The organism is Chryseobacterium sp. Mn2064, from assembly GCF_049319685.1.
In the GTDB taxonomy this organism is placed as follows: Bacteria; Bacteroidota; Bacteroidia; order Flavobacteriales; family Weeksellaceae; genus Chryseobacterium.
The window spans coordinates 559872-572413 of sequence record NZ_JBMOUE010000003.1 but is presented as its reverse complement, the minus strand read 5'-3'; the positions used below and the strand labels follow the sequence as shown (position 1 = coordinate 572413).

The 12542-nt window shown below is 37.1% G+C and carries 10 protein-coding genes and 5 tRNA genes; all 15 read left to right on the top strand.

Annotated elements, in window-relative coordinates; translation table 11 throughout:
- The first annotated feature begins 1 nt into the window (after position 1).
- The 15 genes from ACL9RH_RS15145 to ACL9RH_RS15075 all read left to right on the top strand — a co-directional run bounded on the left by ACL9RH_RS15145 (position 2) and on the right by ACL9RH_RS15075 (position 12536).
- Positions 2 to 75: transfer RNA gene (locus ACL9RH_RS15145), tRNA-Thr, on the top strand.
- 18 nt (positions 76 to 93) lie between these two features.
- Positions 94 to 174: transfer RNA gene (locus tag ACL9RH_RS15140), tRNA-Tyr, on the top strand.
- 87 nt (positions 175 to 261) lie between these two features.
- Positions 262 to 334, top strand: a tRNA-Gly gene (locus ACL9RH_RS15135).
- A 40-nt stretch (positions 335 to 374) separates the two neighbouring features.
- Positions 375 to 446 (top strand) — tRNA-Thr (locus ACL9RH_RS15130).
- A gap of 262 nt (positions 447 to 708) precedes the next feature.
- The gene (locus ACL9RH_RS15125) at positions 709 to 1389 is read left to right on the top strand and encodes a response regulator transcription factor (RefSeq protein ID WP_422694195.1); all 681 of its coding nucleotides are present in this window, start codon (positions 709 to 711) and stop codon (positions 1387 to 1389) included.
- A complete protein-coding gene (locus ACL9RH_RS15120) occupies positions 1390 to 2754 on the top strand; it encodes an ATP-binding protein (RefSeq protein WP_422694194.1) in 1365 nt (454 codons plus the stop codon).
- 224 nt (positions 2755 to 2978) lie between these two features.
- On the top strand, positions 2979 to 4220 hold the full coding sequence (locus tag ACL9RH_RS15115; RefSeq protein WP_422694193.1) for a TolC family protein: 1242 nt from the start codon (positions 2979 to 2981) through the stop codon (positions 4218 to 4220).
- A 5-nt stretch (positions 4221 to 4225) separates the two neighbouring features.
- Positions 4226 to 5311 carry an efflux RND transporter periplasmic adaptor subunit gene (locus ACL9RH_RS15110; protein WP_422694192.1) on the top strand — a complete coding sequence of 362 codons (1086 nt, stop codon included), beginning with the start codon at positions 4226 to 4228 and terminating at the stop codon, positions 5309 to 5311.
- Positions 5312 to 5386: 75 nt separating this feature from the next.
- Positions 5387 to 8485 (top strand): efflux RND transporter permease subunit, encoded by a 3099-nt coding sequence (locus ACL9RH_RS15105; protein ID WP_422694190.1) that lies wholly within the window; start codon positions 5387 to 5389, stop codon positions 8483 to 8485.
- Between the two features lie 254 nt (positions 8486 to 8739).
- Positions 8740 to 9945 (top strand): elongation factor Tu, encoded by a 1206-nt coding sequence (tuf, locus tag ACL9RH_RS15100; RefSeq protein WP_291938601.1) that lies wholly within the window; start codon positions 8740 to 8742, stop codon positions 9943 to 9945.
- A gap of 57 nt (positions 9946 to 10002) precedes the next feature.
- A tRNA-Trp gene (locus ACL9RH_RS15095) sits at positions 10003 to 10073 on the top strand.
- 12 nt (positions 10074 to 10085) lie between these two features.
- A complete protein-coding gene (secE, locus tag ACL9RH_RS15090) occupies positions 10086 to 10292 on the top strand; it encodes a preprotein translocase subunit SecE (RefSeq protein WP_422694189.1) in 207 nt (68 codons plus the stop codon).
- Between the two features lie 21 nt (positions 10293 to 10313).
- Positions 10314 to 10856: a transcription termination/antitermination protein NusG gene (gene nusG / locus ACL9RH_RS15085; protein WP_002976412.1), complete on the top strand. Its 543-nt coding sequence runs from the start codon at positions 10314 to 10316 to the stop codon at positions 10854 to 10856.
- A 396-nt stretch (positions 10857 to 11252) separates the two neighbouring features.
- A complete protein-coding gene (locus tag ACL9RH_RS15080) occupies positions 11253 to 11873 on the top strand; it encodes a hypothetical protein (protein ID WP_422694188.1) in 621 nt (206 codons plus the stop codon).
- 15 nt (positions 11874 to 11888) lie between these two features.
- A complete protein-coding gene (locus ACL9RH_RS15075) occupies positions 11889 to 12536 on the top strand; it encodes a hypothetical protein (protein ID WP_422694187.1) in 648 nt (215 codons plus the stop codon).
- Positions 12537 to 12542 lie beyond the last annotated feature (6 nt).

The following is a 12542-nucleotide window of genomic DNA, read 5'->3' as shown; positions in this document are numbered from 1 at the left end:
TGCCTCCATAGCTCAGTTGGCCAGAGCACGTGATTTGTAATCTCGGGGTCGTGGGTTCGAATCCCTCTGGAGGCTCATTTAATATAAATATCTGGGGAGATTCCAGAGTGGCTAAATGGGACTGACTGTAACTCAGTTGCTTCGGCTTCGTAGGTTCGAATCCTGCTCTCCCCACATTTTATATTAGAAAAAAAAGTTGCAGGTTTGAATTAATTTTCTTAGTTTTGCACAGCGTTTACCAATGGTTTTGGAAACAAAATTGCGGAAGTAGCTCAGTTGGTAGAGCGTCAGCCTTCCAAGCTGAATGTCGCGGGTTCGACCCCCGTCTTCCGCTCAAAAAAATCACGCTACTCAGTGTGATTTTTTTAGTTAATGCCGACTTAGCTCAGCGGTAGAGTGCTTCCTTGGTAAGGAAGAGGTCACGGGTTCAAGTCCCGTAGTTGGCTCTCGTTTTTCCCGAATTTCTTTCGGGATTTTTTTTGCTTATATTTTAACATTCTCAATTTTGACTGAATCGTTTGTGATCAGAATTGTTCTGCAACTTTGTGGGATGTACCAGAATTTCTCCTTTTCCATTTAAAACAGAATACGTCTTACAAAATTTGTGAAACAGATGTTTATATTTAAAAAAATATAAGATGAGATTCCTTCACTTTTTAAAACGGTCATCATAAAAATTTTCATTAAATTCGTGTAAAATAATTTTTGATGAATATTCTTTTATTAGAAGACGATCTCATTCTTTCCGCAGAACTTTGCCGATTTTTAGAATCAAATAATTTTACCTGCGATAAAATATATGACGGAGAAACTTTCCTCCGCCAGATTAAAAATAATACTTACGATCTGTATTTGCTCGACATCAATGTTCCTAAGATAAACGGACTGGATGTTTGCCAGACGATCCGTTCATTCGATAAAAATACTCCGATCATTATTATTTCGGCCTATGGAGATATTTCGGATAAGAAAGATGCCTTTACTCGTCTTGCTGATGATTATTTGGTAAAGCCTTTCCAGTTTGAAGAATTGCTTTTGAGAATGAACTCCCTTTTGAGGAGGAAAGCCCCATCAGACTCTTCCGATCAGGATATTTTAAGAGTAGATGATCTTATCATCAATAAAACCGAGCAGAAAGTATATCGTGGTGGAACTGAAATTACTCTTACCTTGAAAGAGTTCCAGTTGTTGGTTTATCTTGCCGAAGCGCAGGGGAGAACTGTATCTAAACAGCAGATCACGGAACACGTTTGGGAACATAATTTTAACACGAATACCAACACTGTAGAAGTTTATATCAATTTCCTAAGAAAAAAGATTGATAAAGATTTTAAAATAAAACTTATCCATACACGCTCCGGGTTCGGATATTACCTAAGTCCTTTATAAATGTCTTTAAAAAGAAAGATAGCTTTAACGATCAGTATCGCCTTTTCATTACTTTTTGGAATGGTGATGGCAGTCATTTATCTATCTTTTAATGATTTTAGAAGAGATGAGTTTAAAGAGAGATTCAGGCAAAGGCTGGAATTTACTACTCATTTTATTTCCAAGTCTAAAGATTTTGAAGAAGAAGCTCCTGTATTTTTTAATGAAAACTCAGATAATATTCTTTTGAACGAAAAGATTTTGATCTTTAATGAAAAGAAAGAGCTTATCTACAGTACTATCAAAGACCGGAATGTAACCTGGGATAGTGCAATGCTTAAGGAACTTGACAGGAAAAAGATTATTTATACAGAGAAAACGGTTCCCGAAATTTATGCTGCGCTTAGAAATATCAATGGGGAAAACTACTATATTCTTACCAGCGCCTTTGATACCAATGGTAAATCAAAACTTGGCTATCTTAAATATTTATTAATTGCAGCTTATGCAATGAGTACGCTTCTTATAGGTTTTTTCAGTTATTACTTTGTAGAAAAATTTCTCCGCCCTTTGGAAGATTTGAATAAAGAAATTTCAGAAGTTACGGCGCACAAACTTACTACACAAATTCCGGTTCAGCAGTCCAATGATGAGATTAGCGTTCTTGCTAAATCTTTTAATACCATGATAGGAAGATTGGATGATGTTTTCCAGTCTCAGAAGGATTTTACAGCAAGTGCTTCTCATGAAATTCGAACTCCTATTACCAGGATGGCTTTTCAGCTTGAAAATCTCATTAAATTTGAAGAGCATTCCCCCAAAACATTATCTTCATTACAGCAGATTCAGAGAGATGTATACCAATTGTCAGATTTAACCAACTCGTTGTTGCTTCTTACGAAATTTGATAAAGAAAATATTCAGTCGATTTATGAAGAGGTGAGAATCGATGAAGTTATTTTCGAAGCTTTTGAAGGAGTGGAGAAAAGCTATCCGGAACTTAAGCTGGACTTTTTGATTAGTGAAGATATTTCAGAGAATGCTTTTCTGACCATCAAAGGAATTCAATCGCTGTTGGTGATTGTTTTCATCAATCTTTTTAAAAACGCAGCCGTTTATTCTGATGATACTGAAGTGAAGGTTCTCATTACTGAAACGGCAGATAATTTGTCTGTTGATGTCATTTCTCATGGTAATACAATTTCCGAAGAAGAACAGATAAAACTATTCGAAGCCTTTACAAGAGGAAACAATTCGCAAAATATTGCCGGTTCCGGACTGGGACTTCGAATTGTGAAAAGAATCCTGGAATATCACGATGCAGATATCATGTACTCTTCACCTGCAGACCTTATGAATCAGTTTACCATTATTTTCAAGAAATAATTTTTCAATCACAACCTTTTCCAAGGGAATTAATCCTAATTTTTTGTTAAACTTTTGATTAATTTTTGCTCCTAAATTCAATAATTGGAGAATAATTTTTGCTTTTTTCTTAGGGAAAATCTGCTGAAACCGCCTATTTAAGGAGATTTTAATATTTTTTTAAGGCTCATTTAAGTTTCTTTTAATCGCATCAAAGCAATTTTGTAATTTAAAAAGAAAAAATAATGAACAGAATTGCAGTGGTGTGCCTAGCCGTTTCCTCATTCATGGCGGCACAACAGCAAATGTCTCTTTTGGATTGTGAAGAAGCATTCCAGAAGAACAATCTCCAGCTGCTCGCCGAACAATACAACATCAATATGGCTGATGCGGATATCCTGCAGGCCAAAATCTGGGAATTGCCACAACTGAGCGGTCAGTTCAATGCTTACAACCCTGGAGGAAAAAAGTTTTTTGATGTTGGACATTCAAAAGGAGCGGGAATTACTCAACTTATTTACATGGGTGGCAAAAAGAAAAACGAAATTGCTTTTGCCAAATCAAACAAAGAATTGGCGCAGTTGCAGTTTTCTCAATTGCTTGTTGACTTAAGATCCCAGCTTCGATCCGCTTATTTTAATCTTTACTATGAAAAACTGAAACTGGAAAACACCAATAAGCAGTTAGGATATATGAATGATCTTCTAAGTGCTTATCGTGTACAATCTGCCAAAGGAAACGTATCGCTAAAAGATGCTGTGAGATTGCAGAGTCTGGTAATTCAGCTGAACCACGATAAACTTGAGATCAATAAAAATATTCTCGATTTTGAACAGAATTTAAAAGTGCTGACAGGGGTCACCGATGATATAGATCCTCAAATATCAGAAGCCGAAGCCAAAGAATCTTTAGCAGCTCAGCCTTTTGGTGATGCAGAAGAATTGAAAAATAAAGCGTTAGAAAATAATGCAGATTATCGCTACAATTTAAAGCTGATAGACAATAGTAAGCTGTATGCACAGTGGCAGAAATCACTCAATGTTCCGGATCTTAATGTAGGAGCAGCTTGGGATCAGGCAGGTGGAACTTTTAATAATGAAGCCAATTTGACTTTAGGAATTCCTTTACCACTTTGGAGAGTAAACCAGGGAAATGTAGAAAAAGCAAACTACGCTATCCAGCAGAATCAAAAAAACGCAGATTTTCAAAAATTAACTCTTGAAACAAAAGTACAGGCTGCTTACAAAGCTTGGAAAGCCCAATACGACCAGTTGCTGGATATAAAAACCACAGATTTACAGAATATGGATCTGGTATACAACGGAATGCTTACCAATTTCAGAAAAGGCAACGTAAACCTTATTGAGTTTACAGACTTTATGGATAGCTACAGAGAAACTGCACTTCAAATTTATGATATGAAGAATGAAATCATGCAGTCAGCAGAACAGCTTAATCAACTAGTACAAACTAAAATCTTCTATTAATAACGATGAAAACATATATTATTCCAGTATTGATGATCTTATCATTAATGGCCTGTTCCAAAAAAGAGGAAGAAAAACCAAATCCTGCTAAAAAAGGTTTTGAGCTTAGCAATACAATGCTGAATTCTATTTCTTTAGCAAAAGTTGAGAAAAAGAACATAGAAGATGAATACAGTTTCTACGGGAAAATATCCGCCGATAAAAATAGTTACATAGACGTTTATCCGCTTGTAGGAGGAAATGTATTGAGTGTAAATGTGGAATTGGGAGATTACGTAAGAAAAGGGCAGGTTCTGGCAACTATCAGAAGTACCGAGTTGGCAGAAATTCAAAAAGATGTAAGCGATGCTAAAACAGATTTGGTAGTAGCTAAAAATAATCTGCGCGTTGCCAAAGAAATGTACGAAGGAAAGCTGAATACTGAAAGAGACGTTCTGGAAGCAAAAAGCCAGCTGCAAAAAGCAGAAGACCAATTGCAGAGAGCAACGGCCGTAAGTACGGTTTATAATGTAAATAAAGGAAATATTTATAGTGTTGTAGCTCCAATCAACGGATATATTGTTCAGAAAAGCATCAATAAAGATATGCAGCTAAGAAGTGACCGAAGTGATAATATTTTTGATGTCGCCAATACAACCAACGTTTGGGCGATCATGAACGTAAACGAGTCTGATATTGATAAGATCAGCCTTGGGATGAAAGCTCAGGTTTCCACACTTTCTTACCCTGATAAGGTTTTTGATGGTAAAATTGATAAAATATTTAAAATCATTGATCCGCAAACCAACGCCATGCAGGCTAGAGTAGTGCTGGATAATGCCAACGGATTGCTGATACCAGATAGTAAGGCAACCATCAAAGTTTCCAGCTTAGAAAATAATACAATGCTTACTGTTCCTTCTAAATCTGTGATTTTTGATGATAACAAAAGTTTCGTCGTGATTTTCAAATCCAGAACAGATGTGAAGGTTAGAGAAATTAAAGTACTGAAGCAGGTAGGTGACGTCACTTACATTGCCGACGGTCTGAAAGAAGGTGAAGAAGTGATTACTAATAATCAGTTGCTGATATACCGTTCACTGAACAGTTAATTTTTTATTCAACCACTAAAAGAAACGTTTAAGGTTTTCCTTCAATGGGTTTTTTAGGTCATCAATTTATCTATCATGAATAAATTTATAAAAAATATAATCGCTTTTTCATTAAAAAATAAAGCATTTACCTTTATCTGGGTGGCGATTCTGGCGATTTCAGGCTTCATAAGCTTTAAGAATATGCCTATTGAAGCATTCCCGGATGTTACCAATACCCAGATTGTAATCATTACTCAATGGAATGGGCGTAGTGCAGAAGAAGTAGAACGTTTTGTTACTACCCCCATTGAATTGGCGATGAGCCCGGTTCAGAAAAAAACAAGTGTGAGAAGTACCACGATGTTCGGTCTTTCCATTGTTAAAATTCTGTTTGACGATGGGGTGGACGATACTTTTGCCAGAAATCAGGTCAATAACCAATTAAGAACCATTAACCTTCCTGATGAAGTAGACCCAGAAGTACAGCCACCCTACGGGCCAACCGGAGAAATTTTCCGATACACTCTGGAAAGTAAAACAAAAGATTCCCGAACCCTGCTTACTCTGCAAAACTGGGTGATTGACCGTGCTTTGAGAGGTGTTCCCGGAGTTGCTGATATCAACGTTTTCGGAGGACAGGACAAGGTATTCGAGCTGAGCATCGATCCGAGAGCTTTAGATAAATATAATCTTACTCCGCTTCAGGTGTACGATGCCGTTACAAAAAGTAATCTTAATGTAGGGGGTGATGTTATCGAAAAAAATGGACAGGCCTATGTAGTAAGAGGAATCGGTTTGGTGAAATCGATAGGGGATATCGGTAATATTACCATTCAGAATGACAGCGGAAACCCGGTGTTGGTGAAAAATGTTGCAGAAGTTCACGAAAGCTCTATGCCTAGAGTAGGGCAGGCCGCTCTTAATAATCATGACGATACTGTAGAAGGAATTGTTGTAATGAGAAAAGGAGAAAACCCAAGAGAAGTTTTGGTAGGGGTAAAAGCCAAAATCAAAGAGTTGAACGAAAAAATCCTTCCGAAAGATGTGAAAATGGTTACTTTCTATGACAGAGATAACCTGATGGACTTCACAACTCATACCGTAATGCATAACCTTATTGAAGGGATCGTCCTGGTAACGGTTATTGTATTGATCTTCATGGCAGACTGGAGAACAACGCTTATTGTTTCTATCATCATTCCTTTATCCTTGCTTTTTGCATTCTTATGTTTAAAACTGGCTGGAATGAGTGCCAACCTGCTTTCACTAGGAGCTGTAGACTTTGGAATCATCATCGATGGAGCCGTCGTCATGGTGGAAGGACTGTTCGTAATGCTCGATCATAAAGCCCACAAATATGGAACAGAGAAATTCAACAAGCTTGCAAAAGGAGGCTGGATTAAACAAACCGGTACAGGTTTAGGAAAAGCGATCTTCTTTTCAAAGCTGATCATCATTACCTCTCTTATTCCGATTTTCTCTTTTCAGAAGGTGGAAGGAAAAATGTTTTCTCCTTTAGCATTTACCCTCGGATTTGCATTAATGGGAGCGTTAATCTTTACATTGACACTGGTTCCCGTTCTTTCCCATATCCTTTTAAATAAAAATGTAAGAGAAAAAAATAATCCATTTGTTAATTTCTGGGACAGAATCGTTTTAAAAGGGTTCAATGCAACCTTCAAACATAAGAAAACGAGTATGATTGTAGCCATCTCTTTTCTTGCAGTGACATTATTTTCCGGTAAATTTCTTGGAACAGAATTTTTGCCACAGCTGAATGAAGGTTCACTTTGGATCACCGCAGAAATGCCGATGAGTTCATCGTTAAAAGAATCCCTGAAAACTGCCGATCTCCTGAAAAAAGATATTATGAGCTTTTCTGAGGTGACAGACGTTCTTGCACAGACGGGAAGAAGTAATGATGGAACAGACCCGAACGGATTCGGATTTGTACAGTTTGCCGTTAACCTTAAACCAAGAGAAGAATGGAAACGTAAGATCACCTATGATGAGCTTATCAATGAGATAGACAAGAAATTGAGAAGCTACCAAGGAATTACGTTCAACTATTCACAACCAATTTCGGATAACGTAGCAGAAGCGGTTGCAGGTTTTAAAGCTGAAAACGGAATCAAGATTTATGGTGACAACCTAGAAACACTGGATAAACTTGCTCATGAAGTGTTGGCCAAAATTAAAGATGTAGACGGTGTGAAAGATCCCGGAATCATCAAAAATATTGGTCAACCGGAAGTAAGTGTCGTATTAGACAGAGATAAAATGGCTGCATACGGAGTAATGCCTGCTGATGCACAGGCGGTACTGGAAATGGCTTTTGGAGGAAAGACTGCTTCAGAAATGTTTGATGGAGAAAGAAAATTTCCAATCCGTCTTCGTTATTCTCAGGAATACAGAACCGATGAAAACGATATTGCTTCTCTAATGGTTCCTACACAGGATGGTGCTAAAATTCCTTTGAAAGAAATCAGCAATATTGTTAAAGACAATGGAGCTGCATTCATATACCGAGATAATATTAAAAGATATATCGGGGTAAAATTCTCAATTCGCGACCGTGATTTAGGGGGGACCATTGCAGATGCTCAGAAAAAAGTGGCCACTATAGATTTTCCTGATGGATATTCTGTAGGATGGACAGGTCAGTTTGAGAATCAACAGCGTGCTTCGCATAGATTGGCACAGGTAGTTCCGGTAAGTATTCTGATGATCTTCTTCCTGTTGTTCATTCTCTTTGGTAACATTAAAGATTCATTATTAGTGTTGGCTAATGTTCCTTTTGCATTAATTGGAGGAATTATAGCACTTCACGTTACTGGAATCAATTTTGGTATTTCTGCCGGAGTAGGAATGATTGCTCTCTTGGGAATCTGTATTCAGAACGGAGTGATCCTTATCACAGAGTTTCATCAGAATGCAAAAGATGGGATGGATATAGACACCGCGATATTAAATGGGGTCAAATCCAGAACCCGACCGGTGATTATGACTGCTTTAATGGCTTCTATTGGGCTTATGCCGGCAGCTTTGTCTACAGGAATTGGTTCAGAATCTCAAAAACCTCTCGCCATTGTTATTATTGGTGGACTGATTACTGCAACTGTTCTTACGTTGCTTATTTTTCCTATCATTTTCTGGATATTTAATAGGACCAAAAAGCTTCGTTCGATATAATTATCTTTCATTTTATATATTAATTGAGCCTGGAATATTCTGTATTTCAGGCTTTTTCATAAAAGGTTTTAGAAAGTTTTTTTCAATCGGGAAAAATGTGTAAATTTGCAGTCTCAATACGTTGAAATATAAGGTTTGTCCTTCACTGGATGATAATATTGAAAGTTTTTTGAATAAAAAGTTTTTGGTATTTAAAAATTCATTATATTTGCACACCGAAAATTTGAAAAACAATAAATAAATAATTTTAAATCATGGCAAAGGAAACGTTTAATCGTAACAAACCACACTTGAACATTGGTACTATTGGTCACGTTGACCATGGTAAAACAACTCTTACAGCTGCTATTTCTGCTGTATTAGCTAGCAAAGGTCTTGCTGAGAAAAAAGACTTCTCTGCGATTGACTCTGCTCCAGAAGAAAAAGAAAGAGGGATCACTATCAATACTGCTCACATCGAGTACGAAACTGTAAAAAGACACTATGCTCACGTTGACTGTCCAGGTCACGCCGACTATGTTAAGAACATGGTAACTGGTGCTGCTCAGATGGATGGAGCAATCGTTGTATGTGCTGCAACTGATGGTCCAATGCCTCAGACTAGAGAACATATACTACTTTGCCGTCAGGTAAACGTACCTAAGATCGTTGTTTTCATGAACAAAGTTGACATGGTGGATGATCCAGAATTGTTAGAGCTTGTTGAAATGGAACTTAGAGATCTATTAGCTACTTATGACTTTGATGGAGATAACTCTCCAGTAATTCAAGGTTCAGCTCTTGGAGCACTTACTGCAGCTACTAACGGTGACTCAGAAGATAAGTGGTTCAAAACTGTTGAAGCTCTTATGGATGCTGTTGATGAGTGGATCGACGAGCCAGTAAGAGATACTGAGAAGCCATTCTTGATGCCAATCGAAGACGTATTCTCTATTACAGGTAGAGGTACTGTAGCAACTGGTAGAATCGAGGCTGGTGTTATCAACACTGGAGATCCAGTTGATATCGTTGGTATGGGTGAAGAAAAATTAACTTCTACTATTACAGGAGTTGAGATGTTCAGAAAAATCCTAGACAGAGGTGAAGCTGGAGATAACGTAGGTCTATTGTTGAGAGGTATTGAAAAAACTGACATCAAGAGAGGTATGGTTATCGCTAAGAAAGACTCTGTGAAGCCACACAAAAAATTCAAAGCTTCTGTTTATATCCTTTCTAAGGAAGAAGGTGGACGTCACACTCCATTCCACAACAAGTACCGTCCTCAGTTCTACGTAAGAACTACTGACGTTACAGGTGAGATCTTCTTACCAGAAGGTGTAGAAATGGTAATGCCTGGTGATAACTTAGAGATCACTGTAGAATTGTTACAACCAATCGCTCTTAACGAGGGTCTTAGATTCGCGATCAGAGAAGGAGGTAGAACAGTTGGTTCAGGTCAGGTTACTGAAATCTTAGATTAATCATCTTAAAATATAAAAAGCTTCCGTAAGGAACTTCTTTACGGAGCTTTTTAATCTACGGGCATCGTCCAATGGTAGGATACCGGTCTCCAAAACCGTTGATCAGGGTTCGAATCCTTGTGCCCGTGCAAATATAAATTATGAGTTCATTTGTCGATTTTTTAAAAGGTTCTTATAACGAATTCAGACATAAAGTTGAATGGCCAAAGTGGGCTGACCTTCAGTCATCTACTATTGTAGTAACTGTTGCGACAGTAATTCTGGCATTATTCACTTTTGGAGTTGATGAATTATTTTCAAAATCCATCAGCAACATCATAGGAATGCTAATCAACTTGTTCAATTAATTATAAAAGTATTTTCCCATAATGAGCGAATTGAAATGGTATGTGCTGAAAGCTATCAGCGGACAGGAAAATAAAGTGAAAAACTATATTGAGACAGAAATCAAACGTTTAGGGTTTGAACAGTATGTTACTCAAGTGGTTATTCCTATGGAAAAGGTTATTCAGATTAGAAACGGTAAAAAAGTTCCTAAAGAAAGACCTTACTACCCTGGATACTTAATGATCGAAGCTGATCTGATGGGGGAAATTCCTCACGTTATCAAAAACATCCCTGGAGTTATATCTTTCTTAAGTTTAACAAAAGGTGGAGATCCTGTTCCAATGAGAAAATCTGAAGTGAACAGAATGCTTGGAAGAATGGATGAACTTTCAGAATTCGCAAGCGATGTTGAGATTCCATATGTAGTAGGTGAAAACGTGAAAGTAATCGATGGACCTTTCAACGGATTCAATGGTACAGTTGAGAAAATTCTTGAAGACAAAAAGAAAATTGAAGTTTCTGTATTGATCTTCGGTAGAAAGACTCCAATGGAACTAAGCTACATGCAAGTAGAAAAAGTATAAAATTACTTATATAAATTATAAAAGACTGTTAGAAATAACGGTCTTTTTTATTTTGTACAATGAAACAAATTGAAGATGAAATTTGTTCCTAAATTCTGTTACTTTTTGAAACAGAGTTTTTAATTATTTTTTTTAGGTAATTTATAGTAGATGAAAATATGAATGAGATTAGTTCTTTCAAAGGATAGTTTTCTGTTTTTCTTCCGAAATTCCCTTTTGTTTTGTAATTTGTTCTATAAGTGGCATGCTTCTTGCAAATTACGTTTCGATTAATCCATAAAAATTTATTTTTTTCTTATTAAGCGCACATTAAAAGTGGGCACACCTCTGTATTTATATAAATAAGAAAACAAATGCATAGGTTAAAATAATATAGTAAAATAAACACACAATCTAATGACAAAAATTATTTCGACAACCCTGTTGGTGGGTGTTGCCTTCTTGGCTAATGCTCAGGTTGGTATCAATACTCCCAATCCTGAAAAGGAACTTACGGTGAATGGTACCATGAAAACTTCCGGAATGGTTTTCAAACAACCGATGGAAAAATTGGGAACTAATGAAAACTATACCTTTATCATTAAATCTCCTGCACCGGAAAATAAGATTACAGCTTACAACGACACTTTCGTACCCAATTCACCGGCTCCAATTAACCTGATTCAGTTTAAAATTACCTGTGATCCTTCAGATAAAGATTGGGTGAATCAGTTTGATACGAAGATCAACTCTCAGAAATTTTTAGTAGTTATTTCTTCTTTTGGGTTTACTCAGCCCACAAGAACCTTTTCTGCTGACTGGCTTACACCGGTACCTCAAATCTTTGCCTATTCTTCAGGTGGAACATGGAAAGTAAAGGCCGATTACCAAGGTTTTGCACCGGACTCGTCATTTCCTACCGGAGTATGGACCCTGAATTTATTGGTTTTTGACCGATCATATGCTAAAGAATTTACCACTACACAAAACCTTAATAGCACTGGCACAGGTGCTGCTTCAGCTCCATTAATTCAGTAAAAAACCAAATACTTTATGAAAAAAATTATTGCAACACTCTTTATAGGATTTGCCTCTTTGCATATAAATGCTCAGGTCGGTATTAATACCACAACACCTAAAGGGACTCTTGATGTGGTAGGAGAAACTCTTGTGGAATCTTACCTTATCGATACTGAAAACACAAAAGCTGGCGGAAATTATCTTCTTCTTACCCGTTCTAAAGACAGTTCGCCTGTAGGTAAAGTTAAATTATTGGATATTTCACTTCGTAATGTTGCGCCTGTTAATATCTATAATGTCGTTTTGAAAAACGTTAAAGAAGACGAAGTTGTCAACCTCGATACAGGATTGGATGCTAGCAAATATGTTGTGGCTATTACCGGGGCTGTTTTTTCAGAAGCGGTACCAGGTGTAAATACATCCACAAATCCAAAATCTTTTGGTTCCTATTCTACCGAAGTTACTCAGGTAGTGAAATCCGGGAAAAATTTTCATGCCATCAATTTGAGCTTTAAAGGAGCCGGAACAGCTTCGGCACAAAACGGAACCTGGACATTTACTTTAAATGTATTTGAAAAATCATTGGTAAAAGATTGGGGAACTTTCAATGGATCAGTTTCAGCTTCAGCATCCCCTGGATATTCTGGAGTATCTACTAACACGCCTTTAGGGCTTCAATAACAAAAC